At 72.1% G+C, this 16,961-nt stretch carries 19 protein-coding genes; 5 read left to right on the top strand and 14 right to left on the bottom strand.

The features are described 5' to 3' along the window. Positions 1-60 precede the first annotated feature (60 nt). From IAI59_RS02085 to IAI59_RS02050, 8 genes are all read right to left on the bottom strand, one after another. On the bottom strand, positions 61-957 hold the full coding sequence (locus IAI59_RS02085; protein ID WP_207417862.1) for a hemolysin family protein: 897 nt from the start codon (positions 955-957) through the stop codon (positions 61-63). Further along, positions 954-1,490 (bottom strand): rRNA maturation RNase YbeY, encoded by a 537-nt coding sequence (gene ybeY, locus IAI59_RS02080; RefSeq protein WP_237180779.1) that lies wholly within the window; start codon positions 1,488-1,490, stop codon positions 954-956. The genes IAI59_RS02085 and ybeY overlap by 4 nt, the downstream gene beginning before the upstream one ends. After that, the gene (locus IAI59_RS02075; protein ID WP_237180778.1) at positions 1,490-2,545 is read right to left on the bottom strand and encodes a PhoH family protein; all 1,056 of its coding nucleotides are present in this window, start codon (positions 2,543-2,545) and stop codon (positions 1,490-1,492) included. Before IAI59_RS02075 ends, ybeY begins: the two co-directional genes overlap by 1 nt. Before the next feature lie 68 nt (positions 2,546-2,613). Continuing rightward, positions 2,614-3,990, bottom strand: coding sequence for a tRNA (N6-isopentenyl adenosine(37)-C2)-methylthiotransferase MiaB (miaB, locus tag IAI59_RS02070; protein WP_207417859.1), 1,377 nt, complete (start codon positions 3,988-3,990; stop codon positions 2,614-2,616). A gap of 266 nt (positions 3,991-4,256) precedes the next feature. Next, the gene (locus IAI59_RS02065) at positions 4,257-5,141 is read right to left on the bottom strand and encodes a lysophospholipid acyltransferase family protein (protein ID WP_207417857.1); all 885 of its coding nucleotides are present in this window, start codon (positions 5,139-5,141) and stop codon (positions 4,257-4,259) included. Positions 5,142-5,203: 62 nt separating this feature from the next. Beyond that, positions 5,204-6,004 (bottom strand): GNAT family N-acetyltransferase, encoded by an 801-nt coding sequence (locus IAI59_RS02060; RefSeq protein WP_207417856.1) that lies wholly within the window; start codon positions 6,002-6,004, stop codon positions 5,204-5,206. Beyond that, entirely contained in the window at positions 6,001-6,492 is a 492-nt protein-coding gene (locus IAI59_RS02055; protein WP_237180802.1) for a Fur family transcriptional regulator, read from the bottom strand. Before IAI59_RS02055 ends, IAI59_RS02060 begins: the two co-directional genes overlap by 4 nt. Before the next feature lie 278 nt (positions 6,493-6,770). Continuing rightward, the gene (locus IAI59_RS02050) at positions 6,771-7,214 is read right to left on the bottom strand and encodes a Ros/MucR family transcriptional regulator (RefSeq protein WP_207417854.1); all 444 of its coding nucleotides are present in this window, start codon (positions 7,212-7,214) and stop codon (positions 6,771-6,773) included. 140 nt (positions 7,215-7,354) lie between these two features. Between IAI59_RS02050 and IAI59_RS02045 the strand changes: the two genes are divergently transcribed. Further along, positions 7,355-7,615 carry a sulfurtransferase TusA family protein gene (locus IAI59_RS02045; protein WP_207417853.1) on the top strand — a complete coding sequence of 87 codons (261 nt, stop codon included), beginning with the start codon at positions 7,355-7,357 and terminating at the stop codon, positions 7,613-7,615. Here IAI59_RS02045 and rimI read toward each other — a convergent pair. Together rimI and tsaB are read right to left on the bottom strand one after the other, a co-directional pair. After that, a complete protein-coding gene (gene rimI / locus IAI59_RS02040; RefSeq protein WP_237181178.1) occupies positions 7,590-8,024 on the bottom strand; it encodes a ribosomal protein S18-alanine N-acetyltransferase in 435 nt (144 codons plus the stop codon). The genes IAI59_RS02045 and rimI overlap by 26 nt on opposite strands. After that, the gene (tsaB, locus tag IAI59_RS02035) at positions 8,021-8,680 is read right to left on the bottom strand and encodes a tRNA (adenosine(37)-N6)-threonylcarbamoyltransferase complex dimerization subunit type 1 TsaB (RefSeq protein ID WP_207417852.1); all 660 of its coding nucleotides are present in this window, start codon (positions 8,678-8,680) and stop codon (positions 8,021-8,023) included. The genes rimI and tsaB overlap by 4 nt, the downstream gene beginning before the upstream one ends. A 214-nt stretch (positions 8,681-8,894) precedes the next feature. Between tsaB and IAI59_RS02030 the strand changes: the two genes are divergently transcribed. Next, positions 8,895-9,734, top strand: coding sequence for an ABC transporter substrate-binding protein (locus tag IAI59_RS02030; RefSeq protein ID WP_207417851.1), 840 nt, complete (start codon positions 8,895-8,897; stop codon positions 9,732-9,734). Positions 9,735-9,897: 163 nt separating this feature from the next. Here IAI59_RS02030 and IAI59_RS02025 read toward each other — a convergent pair whose 3' ends face one another. After that, positions 9,898-11,109 carry an MFS transporter gene (locus tag IAI59_RS02025; protein WP_207417850.1) on the bottom strand — a complete coding sequence of 404 codons (1,212 nt, stop codon included), beginning with the start codon at positions 11,107-11,109 and terminating at the stop codon, positions 9,898-9,900. Between the two features lie 68 nt (positions 11,110-11,177). On the opposite strand from IAI59_RS02025, the gene IAI59_RS02020 reads away from it, so the two are divergent. Both IAI59_RS02020 and arfB read left to right on the top strand, forming a co-directional pair. Then, on the top strand, positions 11,178-12,020 hold the full coding sequence (locus IAI59_RS02020) for an AraC family ligand binding domain-containing protein (RefSeq protein ID WP_207417849.1): 843 nt from the start codon (positions 11,178-11,180) through the stop codon (positions 12,018-12,020). 9 nt (positions 12,021-12,029) lie between these two features. Further along, positions 12,030-12,449, top strand: a complete 420-nt coding sequence (arfB, locus tag IAI59_RS02015) for an alternative ribosome rescue aminoacyl-tRNA hydrolase ArfB (protein ID WP_207417848.1) — start codon at positions 12,030-12,032, stop codon at positions 12,447-12,449. A gap of 33 nt (positions 12,450-12,482) precedes the next feature. Here arfB and IAI59_RS02010 read toward each other — a convergent pair whose 3' ends face one another. The 3 genes from IAI59_RS02010 to IAI59_RS02000 all read right to left on the bottom strand — a co-directional run bounded on the left by IAI59_RS02010 (position 12,483) and on the right by IAI59_RS02000 (position 14,848). Continuing rightward, positions 12,483-13,250: an ABC transporter ATP-binding protein gene (locus IAI59_RS02010; RefSeq protein WP_207417846.1), complete on the bottom strand. Its 768-nt coding sequence runs from the start codon at positions 13,248-13,250 to the stop codon at positions 12,483-12,485. A 4-nt stretch (positions 13,251-13,254) separates the two neighbouring features. Next, positions 13,255-14,088, bottom strand: a complete 834-nt coding sequence (locus tag IAI59_RS02005; protein WP_207417844.1) for an ABC transporter permease — start codon at positions 14,086-14,088, stop codon at positions 13,255-13,257. A gap of 109 nt (positions 14,089-14,197) precedes the next feature. Beyond that, the gene (locus IAI59_RS02000) at positions 14,198-14,848 is read right to left on the bottom strand and encodes a glycine zipper 2TM domain-containing protein (RefSeq protein WP_237180777.1); all 651 of its coding nucleotides are present in this window, start codon (positions 14,846-14,848) and stop codon (positions 14,198-14,200) included. Positions 14,849-15,429: 581 nt separating this feature from the next. On the opposite strand from IAI59_RS02000, the gene IAI59_RS01995 reads away from it, so the two are divergent. Next, on the top strand, positions 15,430-16,905 hold the full coding sequence (locus IAI59_RS01995; protein ID WP_237181177.1) for a lytic transglycosylase domain-containing protein: 1,476 nt from the start codon (positions 15,430-15,432) through the stop codon (positions 16,903-16,905). The last annotated feature ends 56 nt before the right edge of the window (positions 16,906-16,961 follow it).

Below are 16,961 nucleotides of genomic sequence, written 5' to 3'. Positions count from 1 at the left end.
GACTGCATATGACTCAGAAAAAAGATGGGGGTCTGGGGGAATTCCTTCCCCCAGCCTTGCTTACTCCGCCGCCGCCTTGGCCGCCGTCACGCCCGGCCGCCGCACCCGCAGCCGGCGGATGCGGCGCGGGTCGGCTTCCAGCACGCGGAATTCCAGGCCGGAGGAATGCGACACCAGCTCCCCCTTGGCCGGCACGCGCCCGGCCAGGGTGAAGACCAGCCCGCCCACGGTGTCGATGTCCTGGTCCCGCTCGTCATCGGTCAGCACGGTGCCGAGGCGGGTCTCGAACAGCTCGATGGGCGTGCGGGCGTCGAGGTCGATCAACCCGTCAGGCCGCTCGACGATCTGTGCCGGGCGGTCCTCGTCGTGCTCGTCGGAGATGTCGCCGACGATGGTCTCGACCAGGTCCTCGATGGTGACGAGGCCGTCGATGCCGCCGTACTCGTCCACCACCAGCGCCAGGTGCATGCGGGCCTGCCGCATCTGCAGGAGCAGGTCCAGCACCGGGATGGAGGGGACGACGAACAGCGGCCGGCGCAGCACGGCGGCCATGGAGAAGGGCGCCTCGCGGCCCACGCTGGCGAAGACGTCCTTGATGTGGACCATGCCCACCACCTCGTCCAGCTGCTCCCGGTAGACGGGAAAGCGGCTGTGGCCTTCGCGCTGGATCAGGCGGATGGCCTGTTCGAGCGTCAGGTCCTCTGGCATGGCCACGATGTCGGCGCGGGGCACCATGACGTCGGCGGCGGTCTTGCCGCGCAGCTTCAGCACGTTGGTGAGCAGCGCGCGTTCCTGCGCGTCCAGCTCGGGGATGCGGCTGTCGCCGTCCTCCTCGCCGTTGTATTCGCGGCCCTCGACCAGGGCTTCCATCTGGCCGCGCACGCTGTCCGCGCTTTTCTTGCGCAGCAGGCTTTGCAGCCGCCACATCAACCCGTCGCGGGGTTCGGTGCCGCTCATGTCATGCCTCGCCAGGGGTTGGGCAGGTTCAGCCGGCGCATGATGCGCGCCTCGGCCTGTTCCATCCGGCGGGCCTCGCCGGCTTGCAGGTGGTCATGGCCCGCCAGATGCAGCGTGCCATGGGCCACCAGATGCGCCAGATGGGCGGCGACACGGCGCTTGTTGGCGCGTGCCTCCCGCCGCACGACGCCGAGCGCCAGCGCGATGTCGCCCAGGTGCCCGGGCATCTCGCCGGGAAAGGACAGCACGTTGGTGGGCTTCACCTTGCCGCGGTGGTCGGTGTTCAGCCGCTTGATGCTGGCGTCGTCCGCCAGCAGCACGGTGAAGCCGCCCTCGGCCTCCAGCCCGGCCTCGGCCCAGGCGGCCAGCGCCGCGCGGCGGGCCATGGCCTCGACGCGCGGCACGGCGGCGCGCCACCCGGGGGCGGCGACGATGACCTCGATCTCAGGTCCGGAAGGCTCGTCCCGGTCCAGATCGTCCTCAGAAAGCCCGGCCGCGACGGTGCGGCCGGGCGGTCTACTTCCCGGTTCCATCAATTCCCTTCCTGCCGGGCGAGGGGATCCCCGCCTCGGCGCGCGGCCCGGTCCTGCCGGACCGCGGTCGCCTGTTCGTCGGCGCGGTTATACGCGGCGACGATGCGCCCCACCAGCGGATGTCGCACCACGTCCTGTTCCGCGAAGCGGGTGACGCCGATGCCGGGCACGCCGTCCAGCACCGACAGCGCTTCCACCAGCCCGGATTTCTGCCCCGGCGGCAGGTCCACCTGCGACGGGTCGCCGGTGATCACCATGCGCGTGCCCTCGCCCATGCGGGTCAGGAACATCTTGATCTGGGCGGGCGTGGTGTTCTGCGCCTCGTCCAGGATGGCGAAGCAGTGCGCCAGCGTGCGGCCGCGCATGAAGGCCAGCGGCGCGATCTCGATCTCGCCGGAGGTGATGCGGCGCGCCACCTGCTCGGCCGGCATCATGTCGTGCAGCGCGTCGTAAAGCGGGCGGAGATAGGGATCGACCTTCTCCTTCATGTCGCCGGGCAGGAAGCCCAGCCGCTCGCCCGCTTCCACCGCCGGGCGCGACAGCACGATGCGGTCGACGCGGCCGGCCATCAGCAGCGCCACGCCCTGCGCGACGGCGAGGTAGGTCTTGCCGGTGCCGGCGGGGCCGACGCCAAAGACCATCTCATGCTTGCCCAGCAGGTCCATGTAGCCCGTCTGCGCGGCGCTGCGCGGCGCGATGGCGCCCTTGCGGGTGCGGATCGCCGGCAGGTCGGACAAGGGCAGGCGGGGCTCCGGCCCGTCGGCGACGCGGGCCGCGCTTTCCGACAGCCGCAACGCCGCCTCCACCTCCGCGATGCCCGTGGGCTCGCCCCGTTCCAGCCGTTTCCACAAGGCGCGCAGCGCCGCCTCGGCGATGCCTGAGGCCTCGGCCGAGCCGGTGATGGTCAGCCGGTTGCCGCGGCTGGCGAGGCGGACGCCGATGCGCTGCTCGATCTGCGCCAGGTGGCGGTCGTGCTCGCCGTAGAGCAGCGGCAGCAGGGCGTTGTCGTCGAACTGCAGCGTCACGGTGCGGGCGGCCGAAACCGTGTCAGCCATCAGCGGACGTTCCATGGAGGGACCCGGGGGCCGGGTGCGGAGGGCGATGGGCGCGGAGCGGGGTACGGTCAAGCGCAGGCAAGCTCCTTCTGGTCCAGCAGGATGGCGGACAAGGAATTGGGGTAACGCTCCGCGATGCGAACCGGCGCGGTCTGGCCGACCAGCGACAGCGGGCCCATCGCGTGCACCGGCTGCAGCCACGGGGTGCGGCCCATCACCTGGCCGGGGTGGCGCCCGGGCCCGGTGAACAGCACCGCGCAGTCCTGGCCGACGCAGGCCTCGTTGAAGGCATCCTGCTGCTGGCGCAGCAGGGCCTGCAATTCCTGCAGCCGGGCGTCCTTCTCGGCCTGGGCCACCTGCAGGGGCTGGCCGGCGGCGGGCGTGCCCGGGCGCTGCGAATAGGTGAAGGAATACGCCAGCGCGAAGCCCACCCGTTCCACCAGCGCCATGGTGGCCGCGTGGTCGGCCGCCGTTTCGCCGGGGTGGCCGACGATGAAGTCGGACGACAGGGCGATGTCGGGCCGCGCCGCGCGCAGCTCGTCGCAGATGCGCAGGAACAGGTCGGCCTTGTGGCCGCGGTTCATGGCGGCCAGCACGCGGTCCGAACCGCTTTGCACCGGCAGGTGCAGGAACGGCATCAGCTGCGGAATGGCGCCATGGGCGCGGATCAGCCCGGCATCCATGTCGCGCGGGTGGCTGGTGGTGTAGCGGATGCGCGGCAGGCCATCGATCTCCGCCAGGGCGTAGAGCAGCCGGGTCAGGTCCCAGGTGGCGCCGTCCGGCGCCTCGCCGTGCCAGGCATTCACGTTCTGCCCCAGCAGCGCGATCTCCCGCGCGCCGCTGGCCACAAGCCGCCGGGCCTCGGCCAGGATGGCCGCCACGGGGCGGGAGAACTCGGCGCCACGCGTGTAGGGCACCACGCAGAAGGAGCAGAACTTGTCGCAGCCTTCCTGGATGGTCAGAAAGGCGATCGGCCCCTGGCTGGCCCGCACCTCGGGCAGGAGGTCGAACTTCTGTTCCACGGGGAAGTCGGTGTCGATCTGCGCGCCGGCGGCGCGCGCGGCGCGCGCCACCATCTCCGGCAGGCGGTGGTAGGTCTGCGGGCCGAGCACGATGTCCACCCACGGCGCGCGGGACACGATCTCCTTGCCTTCCGCCTGCGCCACGCAACCGGCCACGGCCAGCACCATCTGCTCGCCCCGCTCGGCCTTGGCGTCCTTCAGCACCCGCAGGCGGCCGAGGTCGGAAAACACCTTTTCCGAAGCCCGCTCGCGGATGTGGCAGGTGTTGAGGATGACCATGTCGGCCTCCTCCGGCGATGGCGCGGGGCCATAGCCGAGCGGCGCCAGGACATCGGCCATGCGGTCGCTGTCATAGACGTTCATCTGGCAGCCGAAGGTGCGGATGTACAGCCGCTTGCGGGGCTGCGGGGTGGTCTCGGTCATGTGCTGAAAAGCCCTGGCGCGGCGAAGCGGGTCACCCGCCCGGCAGGGCGGGTGGGCGATGTGCGGCGCACGGTGGCCAAGGTCAAGCGAAGCCTGCCCCAGGAGACCGCCGCCCAGCCATGAGGGTCGAATCGAGCCGGTCCATGCCCCACAGAGTTGTGGATGCCGGGGGCCAGGGTCAAGGCAAAGCGTGGTGACCGTTTCGTGCAATCCGGCATGCGCCGCCAAGTCAGGGCAGCCCGGCGCCGCGCGCCGGAACCGCCCGGCTATTCCGGCTTCGTGGCGGCCGGCGGCGGCGCCTGCGCGGCCAGCGGCATCGCCGCCCGGCCTTGCCGCAACGTGGCGGCGCAGTCCGCCACCACCTTCTCCACCGCCGCCGTCAGCTGCTTGCGGTGGCCAAAGGCGCGCGGGTCCAGCGGCGGGTGCAGCACCACGGTGGCCTGCCCGCCGGTGCGCCGGGCCAGGCGCCAGAAGTGGCTGCCGATGTCCATGTCGCCATACCAGGCGAAGATGGCGCGGTCCCGGCGGGTGGCGGGCAGCGGGCCCAGCCGGTCGTACACCACCGTGACGGGCTGCACGGCGGCCGCCGCCTCGGCCACCGCCAGAAAGGAGGAGCGGAACGGCAGCACGCGGGTGCCGTCGTCGCTGGTGCCTTCGGGGAACAGCACCAGCGAGCCGCCGGCCTGCAGCCGCTCGCGCATCGCCGCGGCTTCCTCGCCGGTGCGGCCGCGGGCGCGGCTCACATAAACGGTGCGGCCCAGCCGGGCCACCAGGCGGATGACCGGCCAGGTGCCCACCTCGGCCTTGGACACGAAGGGCGCGCGCAGGGTGCCGCCCAGCACCGGGATGTCGAGCCAGGAGGAGTGGTTGGACAGGTATAGCACCGAGGCGCCCGCCGCCTGCTGCCCCACCACCCGCAGCCGCAGGCCCAGGATGCGGCACAGGCCGCGGTGGTACAGGCCGCCGAAGCGCACGTCGGCCCGCCCGGGCAAGGCCACCAGCACCGCCTGCACCGGCAGGCAGCCGAGGGTCCAGAGCGTCACCAGCGCCAGCCGCCCGGCGGCGCGCAGGGCGCTGCCGCCGGAGATGGGGGAATCGTCGGGCGGGCCCACCAGCAGGGGGCGTCGGGTCTCGTCCGAAGGGGATGCCATGGGGCAGCGATACCGGAGGCGGCCCGGCGCGGCAATCGCGCGCCCGGGGCGCCGCCGGGTGCTCAGCCGGCCTTTTGCCGTTCGAAATGCCGGAAGTACTTGTCCGTCACCCGTTCCGTCATCACCACCACGCAGACGTCGGTGGTGTTGAACTGCGGGTCGATCACCGCGCCATCACCCACGAAGCCACCAAGGCGGAGATAGCCCTTCACCAGCGGCGGCAGGTCGGCCAGCGCGGCGCGGTGGTCGATCAGCGCCGGGTCCAGCCGGTCCATGCGCACGAAGCGGTCCCGCACCGCCACGGGGCGCAGCTCAGGCGGCGCCAGGTGGGCGTGGTGCAGGTAGGTCAGCGGCACCGCCAGCGTATCCAGGTCCGTGCCCGGCAGGCTGGCGCAGCCGAACATCACCTCGATGTTGTGCTTGGCGATATAGGCGGCGATGCCGGCCCACAGCAGCTGCATGGACGGCCGCCCGCGATACGCGGCATCCACGCAGGAGCGGCCCAGCTCCAGCACCGGGCCGGGGCGGCCGGTGAGCTTGCTGACGTCGTATTCGCTGGCGGAATAAAAGCCGCCGACGCGCGCCGCCGCCTCGCGCCGGATCAGCCGGTAGGTGCCGACCACGGCGGCGGGACCCTCGCCCAGGTCGTGGTCCAGCACCAGCAGGTGGTCGGCCACGGGGTCGAAGCTATCGGCGTCGCGTGCCGCGGCGGCGGTGACGGCATCGGGATGCGCGCCCATCTCGTCGTAGAAGACGCGGTAGCGCAGTGCCTGGGCGGCATCGACCTCGGCGGCCGAGATGGCGATGCGGACCCCCAGATTGCCGGCCCGGAGCTCGCCGAAGCCGGCCTCGGGGTCGATCATGCGGCGTTCCCGCCCTCGTCGGGGGCCCGGCCGGGGCCGGGCTTGGCGACGCTGCGGCGGCGGCCGCGGGCCGGGCCGGCACCGGCATCCTCGGCGCGGCGGCCAAACAGCTCCAGCCGGTGGCCCACCAGCGCGAAGCCGAGCCGCGCCGCGATGGCGGCGGCCAGCGCCTCGTGCTGTTCGTCGGAGAATTCGATCACCTTGCCGGAATCGATGTCGATCAGGTGGTAGTGGTGGCCGTGGTCGGTGGCCTCGTAGCGGGCGCGGCCGCCGCCGAAGTCATGCCGCTCCAGGATGCCCTTTTCCTCCAGCAGCCGCACGGTGCGGTACACGGTGGCAATGGACACGCGGGCGTCGAGCGCCAGCGCCCGGCGGTACAGTTCCTCGACGTCGGGGTGGTCGATCGCCTCGGACAGCACGCGCGCGATGGTGCGGCGCTGGCCGGTCATCTTCAGCCCGCGCTCGATGCAAAGCCGCTCGATCCGCATCGGGTCGGGCGCGGCTCCGGGGCTGGACGCGGCGGGACCGGGCGCGGCGGGGCGGGGAGGTGCGGTGCGGGTGTCCATGCGCGTCGTCGGAAGCTCCTGCGCCGGGGCCGGCTCTGGCCCCGCGTGGCCGGTGTCAGGTGGCGAGGGCGGGTCTCAACGCACCCGCCCTTGCCATCATAACCCGGCCAAGGCAAGGCGCGCCACCAGCGGCGGCGCTGGTGGCGGCCCCGGCGGTGGCAGGCGCCGCGCCCGGCGGGCCGGATGCGGCGCCCCGGCCGTCAGGCCGCCGCGGGGCGCTTCTGGCGGCCGCCGCGCGGCTTGGTGCCGAGGCCGATCTTCTTGGCCAGCGACGAACGGTGCTTGGCGTAGTTGGGCGCCACCATCGGATAATCGGGCGGCAGGCCCCAGCGGTCGCGATACTGTTCCGGCGTCATGTCGTAGGCGGTCTTCAGATGCCGCTTCAGCATCTTCAACTTCTTGCCGTCTTCCAGGCAGACCAGGTACTCGTCCGTCACCGACTTCTTGACCGGCACGGCGGGCTGCGGGCGCTCGGCCACCGGGGCGGGGGCAGGGGCGGCGTTGCCCAGCCCGGCCAGCGTGCGGTGCACCTGCTCGATCAGCGAGGGCACCTCGGGCAGCGACACCGCGTTGTTGGACACATGCGCGGCGACGATCTGCGCCGTCAGCTCCAGCAGTTCTTGCCCAGCCTGTTCTTCGGCCATAAAGGCGCCTTTTCATGATTTCTCTAAACGACGACGGCTCGCGACTTGCGGCCCCCGTCTGCGGCCAGCATATCTTTCCTGATCCATTTCCCGCAACCGCCTTTCTGGCGCGGTGCGAATAAATCCGGATTCATTACAGAATGCACCAAGAACAGTGGTGGGACGACAGTCCCGACAGCTACATCGACATCACCGCCGAGACTTGTCCGATGACCTTTGTGCGCACCCGCCTGGCGCTGGACCGGCTGTCCCCCGGACAGGTGCTGGAGGTGCTGTTGAAAGGCGACGAACCGCGCCGCAACATCCCCCGCACCGCTGTGGAACAAGGCCATGCGGTGCTGGGGCAGCGGGAGCGGCCGGACGGCGCGCTGTGCCTCAGGCTGCGCCGAGGCGACGGCTGAGCACCAGCGCATCGGTGCCATCGCTATAGTAATGGCGGCGGCGCCCGACCTCGGCGAAGCCCGCCGCCATGTACAACGCTTGCGCGGCGGCGTTGCTTTCGGCGACTTCCAGAAACATCACCTCCGCCTGCCGTGCCGCTGCCTGTCGCATCGCAGCCTGCAGCAGCGCCGTGGCCACGCCCCGCCGCCGCGCGGCCGGTGCCACGGCCAGGGTCAGCACCTCGGCCTCCCCGGCTACCGCGCGCGCCAGCACGAAGCCCTGTCCGGCCAGCCCCAGCCCGAAGCCGCCGTCCAGCCCCAGCATCAATGCGATGGCATCCGGCCCCCAGGCCTCGGCGGCCGGAAAGGCGCCGGCATGCAGCACGGCCAGCGCCGCGGCGTCGGCCTGGCCAAGCAAGGCCGGTGTCACGGCGCGCGCACCGCCGGCGGCTCCACGTAAAGGGGCAGCGCGGCCAGTGGTGGCAGCTGGCCGGCCAGCCGCAGCGCCGCCACGGCGGCGGCATCGGCGGCCCGGGGCAAGGCATGGCCGCTGTTTTCCGCCACCACGCCGCGCGAAGCCAGCGCCGCAAGCGCCATGTCTGCGGCATCGCCCGCCAGCAGGGGCGGGGCTGCGACAACCGGCAACTCCTCCGGCGCCAGCGACAAGGGCGGTCCCAGCGCCGCGGCCGAACCGGGCGCGAAGCGTTCCAGCAGCAGCCGGCCGCGCCGCGTGTCGATGCAGCACCAGGTTTCCCGCCCCGCGCGCCACGCCGCCGGCAGGCCGGCCGCCAGGGCTTCCCCGGTGGTGACGCCGACCGCGGGCCGGCCTGCCGCCAGCGCGATGCCCTGCGCCAGTGCCAGCGCCGCCCGCAGCCCGGTGAAGCCACCCGGGCCCACCACCGCCGCCACGGCATCCAGCTCGGTGGCGGCCAGCCCGGCCTCGGCCAGCACCCGCTGCACCAGCAGCGGCAACGCCGTGGGCTGGCCGCGCGCGCCATCGGTCGTGGCCTGCGCCATAACGCGCCCTTCCGCCCATACCGCCGCCGAAGCCCGCGCCAGGGCGCCATCCATTGCCAGAATCCGCATGCGCAGGCCTTAAAGCAGGATCGGCCGGGGCGAAATCCGCAATCTCGCTCGGAGAAAGTCCGGAAGGCAGGCCTGCCTGGCGCTGTTGCGGGCGCGGCCTGCCGTTCTGGCGCCGCCGGGGCCATGGTGGCGCAACGACATCAAGCCGCCCCTGGACCTTGAGGCCGGCTTGCGGCTTGTTGAAAGAAACACGCCAGTCATGGGAAGCTTATTCATGCGCCTCGGTCGCCGTCTTCTTTTCGCCGCGCTCGGCAGCCTCGCGCTGCTGGGGGCCGTGCCCGGCGCGCGGGCGCAGGCGCCGCGCAGCATCACCGTCGCCTCCACCACCTCCACGGAGCAGTCCGGCCTGTTCGGCCATATCCTGCCGCTGTTCACCCAGGTTACCGGCATCAACGTGCGCGTGGTGGCACTGGGCACCGGCCAGGCGCTGGATGTCGCCCGGCGCGGCGACGCCGACGTGGTCTTCGTGCACGACCGCGCGGCGGAGATGAACTTCCTGGCCGAGGGCTTCGCCACCCGCCGCTATCCCGTCATGTACAACGACTTCGTGCTGGTGGGCCCGGCGGCGGACCCGGCGGGCGCGAAGGGGCGCGACATCACCGCCGCGCTGCAGGCGGTGGCGGCCAAGCACGCGCCGTTCGTCTCTCGCGGCGACCGCTCGGGCACCCATGCGGCGGAGCTGCGGCTGTGGAAGCTGGCCGGCATCGACCCCGCCGCCACGGGGCAGGGCTGGTACCGCGAGATCGGCCAGGGCATGGGCCCGGCGCTGAACACCGCCGCCGCCGCCGAGGCCTATCTGCTCAGCGACCGCGGCACCTGGCTCAGCTTCCGCAACCGCCGCGACCTGCAGGTGCTGACCGAAGGCGATGCCCGCCTGTTCAACCAGTACGGCGTGATGCTGGTGAACCCGGCCCGGCACCCGCATGTGAAGACGGCGGATGGGCAGGCCTTTATCGACTGGCTGGTGTCCAAGGCCGGGCAGGACGCCATCGCGGCCTATCAGATCGACGGGCAGTCGCTGTTTTTCCCGAACGCGGGCGATCCGAACGCTTAAGGCGGCAAAGAAGGTCGGGGGAAGCAATTTTCCCGAATCCCATCTTTTCTGGTTCGTTGCCGGAGCCGGAAGCGGGGCGACAGACTTACAGCCCTTCTCGCGGAAGCAGATCAAAATAAAGATGGGGGGCGGGGGAACGCCTTCCCCCGGCCTTGTCCGTTTCCTATTCCGCGGGCGCGACGTTCCAGAGCTCGGGCTTCAGTTCTTCTTCCCGGTCCGGAAAGAACAGCGCGCATACCAGGGTGACGGCGGACACCAGCCCCAGCACCACCAGGGTCGCCGCCAGCCCGCCGGTGGCCTCGTGCAGCAGCCCCACCAGCGGGGCGGCGGCGGCGGCGCCCATGAAGCCGATGAAGAAGCGGATGGAATACAGCTTCACCCGCAGCGGCGGCGCGATGTAGCGCGCGGTCATCGTCTCGTTCACCGTCACCTGCCCGAAGATCGAGGCTGCCAGCGCCGCGGCCAGCGGCAGGATGACCGGCCCCTGCGCGAAGGACAGCGCCAGCATCAGCGGCATCTGGGCCACCGCCAGCGGCAGGAACACGCGCCGCAGGGTCAGCCGGTCGATCATCCGCCCCACGGTGAATTGCGTCAGCCCGCCGCACAGCGTGGCGGCGAAGGCCAGGGCGCCGATCACGGGCAGCAGTCCGGGGGCGGTGGCCAGGCGTTCCTCCATCAGCTTGGGCAGCAGCAGGGTGAAGGCGTTGAACACCAGCCCGGAGGCGGCGGCGATGGCCAGCAGCACCACCACCGCCCGGCGCACCACGGCGCGCGGGATGGCGGGAAACGGGCGGGCGCCGGCATGTGACGCGGTGGAGACCTCCGGCAGCCGGGCATAGGCGAGCCCGACCAGCACGCACAGCGCCCCGGGCAGGATAAAGGCCCAGCGCCAGCCGGCGGCCTGGGCGATCATGGCGGTGGCGACCGGCGCGGTGGCGACGCCGAGATTGCCGAACACTCCGTTCAACCCGACCGCGCGGCCCACCTTGTCGCCCGCGGCCTCCACCAGCATGGCGGTGCCGATCGGGTGGTAGATGGCGGCAAAAGCACCCATCGCCCCCAGCATGGCGGCGAGCCAGAAGGGCGAGGACACGAAGCCTGCCCCGGCCATGCCGGCACCCGTGCCGAGAAAAAAGGCCACCATCATCCGCTTGCGGCCGAAGCGGGCGGCCAGCCATCCCATCGGCAGGGCACCCACGCCGTAGAGCGCGAACATGGCGGTGCCCAGCGCCATCACCGGCCCGTAGTCGTGGCCGAAGGCGCCCCCGTCCTGCGCCACCATGCCGAGCACGGCGGTGGCCAGGATCAGCAGGCAGTAATGCGTGGCGGTGTGCGCGGCGTTGATGAAGGCGATCTGGCGGGTCGCGGGCGACATGGTTCTTGGTCCTGGCGTGTCCTTGGCCTGGAAGCTAGCTTGGCGGAACAGCGACGTCCGGACAGATCATGTCGATCATCGGCCAGCCTCCCCCGCGTCATCCTTCCCTGCCGCCGCTGCCGGTTTCGGCGGAGCGGGTAGACCGGCCGCTGGCCGCCTTCGCGCATGATTACCCGCATGGCCTTTCCACCGGCGAGCACAGCCACCTGCGGGCGCAGCTGCTTTACGCGACCGCCGGCGTGATGCGCATCTCGGCCGCGGGCGCCCTGCACGTGGTGCCGCCGGGCCGGGCGCTGTGGGTGCCGGCCGGCCTGCTGCACGCGGTGACCATGCAGGGCCGCGTCGCCATGCGGGCGCTGTTCCTGCGGGCCGACGCGGTGGGGGCCTTTCCGGCCGGTGTCGCCGTGCTGGCCGTTTCGGCACTGCTGCGCGAGCTGGTGCTGGCCGCCTGCGACGACCCGCTGGAATGGGACCTGGCCGGGCGCGGCGGCCACCTGGCGGCGCTGATCCTGGACGAGATCAGCCACGCGCCCGCCCTGCCGCTGGGCGTGCCGCAGCCACGCGATCCGCGCCTGCGGCGGCTGGCCGAGGCCTTCCGCGCCGACCTGGGCTCACACCGCAGCCTGGAGGACTGGGCGCCCGAGGTGGGCGCCAGCCCGCGCACCCTGACCCGCCGCTTCCGTGCCGAAACGGGGCTGGGCTTCGCCGTGTGGCGGCAGCAGACCCGGCTGGCCGAGGCGGCGGCATTGCTGGCCCAGGGCATGACGCCGGCGCGGGCGGCGGCGGCGGTGGGCTATGCCAGTGCCTCGGCCTTCGGCGCCGCATGGCGCGCGGCCTTCGGCAGCACGCCCGCCGGCCGGGCGGCAACGGCGCAGCCGGTCCGCGCGCCGGTGCGCGTGGATATGCTATGAACGGCCGCCATGCTGCAGATCACCCCCCGCATCGCCATCCCGGACGAGGAACTGCACGAGAGCTTCGTGCGCGCGTCCGGCCCCGGCGGGCAGAACGTCAACAAGGTGTCCTCCGCCGTGCGCCTGTCCTTCGACCTGCTGGGGTCGCCCAGCCTCGGCACGGCGCTGAAGGAACGCGCGGTGCGGCTGGCGGGGCGGCGGCTGGGCAATGACGGCGTGCTGGTCATCGCGGCGCAGCGCTTTCGCTCGCTTGAACAGAACCGCCAGGACGCGCGGGACAGGCTGGCGGAGCTTCTCAAGGAAGCCGCCATCCCGCCCGTGCCCCGCATCGCCACGCGGGTGTCGCGCAACCAGAAGCGCAAGCGGGTGGAGGAAAAGCGCCACGCGGCAGGGGTCAAGAAGCTGCGCGGGCGCCCGGGCGAGGACTGACAAGGTGGCCAGGGGGGCGCCGCCCCCTGGCCTTCACTCCGCCGGTGCCTCAACCGCGGCCGGTGACGCTTCCATGGCCGCCAGCACCTCGTCCACCGGACCGTCCGCGATGATGCGGCCGGCGTTCAGGCGGATGGCACGGGTGCACCAGCGCCGGGCGATCTCGAAGTCGTGGGTGGCGATCACCAGGATGTCGGCATTGTTGACCAGGGTGTGCAGCCGGGCCTCGGCCTTCTGCATGAAGTTGGCGTCGCCGGCCAGGAACCACTCGTCCATCAGCAGGATCTGGGGTGCCATGGCGGTGGCCATGGCAAAGGCCAGGCGGATGCCCATGCCGGCGGAATAGCCGCGGGTCGGCACCTCGAGGAACTCGCCAAGGTCGGAAAACGCGGCGACGTCGGTTTCCAGCGCCGCGATGGCGGCCTCGTCCATGCCGCGGTACAGGCCGCGCAGGCGGATGTTCTCGCGCCCCGTGCTGTCGCCGTCCATGCCGGCGCCCGGGTCGATCAGCGAGCCGATCTCGCCTTCCACCGTCAGCTCGCCGCCCACCGGCTCGTAGATGCCGGCGATGGTGCGCAGCAGGGTGGTCTTGCCGGCGCCGTTGGAGCCGACCAGCGCCACGCGCTCGCCCCGCTCGATGCGGAAGTCGAGGTCGCGCAGCGCCGCCACCACCACGCGGTTGGAATCGTCCGTCTGCACCCGCACGCTGGCCTTGGACAACAGGCGCTTTTTCAGGCTGCGCGCGCCCATGTGGTAAAGCGGGAACTCGATGGTCAGCCGGTCGGCGACAATGCGTGCCATGTGATCAGACCCAGAATGCCACGCGCGCGCGGAAGCGGATAAAGAAGGCGAGGGCGATGCCGCAATGGACGGCGGTATAGGCCAGCGCCGCGATCCAGACATCGCCGCCGACGCCGCCGTCGACCAGCGGGCCGCGGATCACCTCCAGCATCGGGTAGAAGGGGTTGAGCAGCAGCCGCCACGCGTTCTCGCCCAGCAGCTCCACGCGCCAGATGACCGGCGTCATGAAGAAGGCGAGCTGCATGACGTTGGTGACGATCTGGCCGATGTCGCGGAAGCGGGCGCAGATCATGCCCAGGAAGATGCTGGCGGCAAAGGCGTTCAGCGCCAGCAGCAGCAGGCCGGGGATGGCCAGAAAGGCCTCGACCCCCGGCATGTGGCCCATGGCCAGGAACACCACCACGATCAGCGGCAGGCTGTGGGCGGCGGCCACCGCGTTGCGGAACACGCAGCGCAGCGCATGGGTGGTGAGCGGCAGGGGGAGCTGGCGGATCACGCCTTCCGCGCTGCTGAGGCAGGTTGTGGCATCCGGCACCAGGGCCGCGATGGTGTTCCACACGATCAGGCTGACTGCCAGGTGGGGCAGGTAGGTGGTGATGTCCTGCTTCAGCAGCTGCGAGTAGAGCAGGCCGAGGCCCACCACCATCACGGCGGTGGACAGCGTCACCCAGAAGGGCCCGATCACCGAGCCGCGGTAGCGGTTGCGGAGGTCGAGCCGCGCCAGTGCCCAGGCCAGCCGCCAGGACGAGAAGCCCCGGACGAGGTCCGCCAGCGCACGGGCGCCGCGCTGCGGGTTGCGGGCGTCGGTATGGTAGGTGGAGAGGGCTGCGGTCTGCATGGCGGCGGCTCTATACTACGTGAATTGCCGACTTCGCCAGCGCCGGGGCCGGCGCGCGGAACGGGATGGCGGATTCGGGCGGCGGGGCCGTGCCCCGCCGCCCATGGCGTCAGCGGTAGCTGGCGCCCGCCGGCGGATAGCTCGGCGTGTCGTAGTAGGTCGGGCCGTTGGCGCCGGGGGCGTAGGTCGGCGGCGCGTAGGTGGGCGGGGCGTAGCCCTGCTGCGGCGGCGGCGCATAGGCCGGGGGCGGCGCGTAGCCCGGCGGCGGCGCGGTGCCGCCGGCGCGGCTGATGCGGGTGGTGTCACCGCGGATGATCACGACGCGGTCGTTGTATTGCAGGTTCTCTTCGTTGGTTTGCACCACGGAGATGTCGCCGCCGCCGTCCTGGCGCACAAAGAATTCGACGCCCTGGCCGCTGCCGGTGCCACGTTCCACGGCGTTGCCGACCACGCCGCCGAGCACCGCGCCGCCCAGGCCGCCCAGCAGGTTGGAGCGCCAGTCGCCGCCGATAAAGGAGCCGGCGACGCCGCCCGCCACGGCGCCGGCGGCGGTGCCGAGCCCGCTGTTGCCCCCCTGCAGCGTCACCGGCCGCAGGCCGACGATGGTGCCATAGGACACGGAAGCGGCGCGGCCGATCGAGCCGGTGGTGTAGGTGGTGGAGGTCAGCGTCGGCGCGCAGGCGGCCAAACCGCCAAGCAACAGCAGGCAGGCGGCGAATCGGGCGCCACGGGCGCGGATGGCGGGGGGACGAGAGGTCATGGCGTGTTGGCTCCTGCCCATGTGAACCGGAATAGCCGGCCCGGTCAGCGTGTGATGCGATGGTGGCACGGCCAAGGCAGGGCCCGGCGCGGCCGTCCGACAAGGCGCAGGTGGCGACGCGCCGGGCGCGAGTCCAGGGCCGCGCCCCGCCTGCAGCAACACCGGGGCGGGGCGGGAAGCAATGCCGGCCGTCACGAAGGAGTGAGGACCGGGGTCGGGCCCCGGCCACCGGGCCGCGGGCCCACGGCCGCGACCACCATAATCTGCCATGATTGCAGGCTTGTATCCGTCGGAAACCTCCTGTAGGCCAGGAGCCATTGACGTTCTGCCGATCCTGGCAGGGACGCCGCAATCGCCCGGTCGGGCCGCGTGGGGGCGCGAAACGACCGCCTGGCCCGGAATGGGGGGGAAACCCTCGGGGGTCATGGAACAGCGCTGCGTCGGCCCGTTACTCTGACGGAGAACAGGGGATGACTCCGTTCCGGTACTACCCGAGCCGCAGGCACGTCCGTGCCGTGGCCACCATGGGGGTTCTGACTTTTCTCGCGGCCTGCGGCTCCAGCCAGCAGAGCAGCCTTCCCGTGACGGCCCAGGCCGCGCGGGAAGCCGCGTCGCACCCGCAGCCCAGCAGCTACGACCCGCCCGGCTCGTCCAGCGACCCGTGGGGCCCTTACATCAAGGAAGCCTCCAAGCGGTTCGACGTGCCCGAGCGCTGGATCCGCGAGGTGATGCGCCAGGAAAGCGGCGGACGCGCCACGGCCCGCAGCCCGGTGGGCGCCATGGGCCTGATGCAGGTGATGCCCGGCACTTACGCCGAGCTGCGCGCCCGCTACGGCTTCGGCGACGACCCGTACCACCCGTGGAACAGCATCATGGCGGGCTCCGCCTATGTGCGGGAAATGTACGAGCTCTACGGCAGCCCGGGCTTTCTGGCGGCCTACAACGCCGGGCCCCGCCGCCTGGAAGACTACCTGTGGGCGTCCAAGGGCCTGCCGGCCGAGACGCGCAACTACGTGGCCCGCATCGGCCCGCGCATCATCGACGCGCATCCGAACCGCCGCGCGGCGCCGGAAGTCTACGCGGCGGCCGAGATCCCGCTGAACATCCCCGCCGGCCCGCGCCGCGGTGATACCTCGACCATGCTGGCGCTGCGCGAGCAGCGCAACGCGGTCGACCCCGGCATCCGCGTGGCCAGCCTGCCGCCGGGCCCGATCACCCGCATGGAGCCGATCCCGGACGGTTCCACCTATGCCAGCGCGCCAGTGCAGGTGGCGAGCCTGTCCAACGTCGTGTCGCGCATGGAGCCGATCCCGGACGGCTCCACCTACGCGCCCACCAACGTGGTGGCCCGCATGGCGCCGATCCCCGATGGCTCGACCTACACGCCGACCAACGTGGTGTCGCGCATGGAACCGATCCCGGATGGTTCCACCTACGCCAACACGCCCGCCCCGCCGCCGCCGGCCCCCGCGCCGGTGATGATGGCGTCGTTGCCGGTGCCGCCGCCCATGGCGGCGCCCGCGCCCAGCATGGCCGGTTCCTCGCTGGCGGCCGCCGCGCCGCGCGGCAGCGCCTCGGGTTCCGCCGCCGCCGCGCTGGCCTCGCTGCGCGCCAACGCCTCGCCCGTCTACGAGACGCAGCGTGGCCCGGCGCCGCGTCCGACCAGCGAGCCGGTGCTGGCCGAGGCGCCGCCGCGTCAAACCGGCTTCCGCCTCGTGTCCTCCGCCCAGGCGGGGACCCTGAGCAACCTGCGGACGCCGCAGGCCGGCACCGGGGGCGGGATCGCCACCCCCGTTGCCATGTCGTCCGCCACGGGCCAGTGGGCCGTGCAGGTGGGCGCCTTCGCCAGCGCCAACCTGGCGCGCGGCGCGTCCGAGCAGGCACGCGACCAGGCTGGCCTGCGCGCCGGCCGTGCGATGGTGGAGCCGGTGGCTTCCGGTCGCGCCACGCTGTACCGGGCGCGGGTCAGCGGCTTGTCGCGTGAGGCCGCGAATGCGGCTTGCGAGAAGCTGCGGACGCGCGGGGCGTGCATCATCGTTTCGCCGGACGCCCAGTAACGGCGGGGCGGTCCAGGGGCGCTGCCTCTGGACCGCGGTCTTTTTTCACGTTGCGC

Origin of the sequence: Roseomonas haemaphysalidis, assembly GCF_017355405.1 — a bacterium.
GTDB lineage: Bacteria > Pseudomonadota > Alphaproteobacteria > Acetobacterales > Acetobacteraceae > Pseudoroseomonas > Pseudoroseomonas haemaphysalidis.
This window is presented reverse-complemented; position numbering and strand designations above follow the sequence as displayed.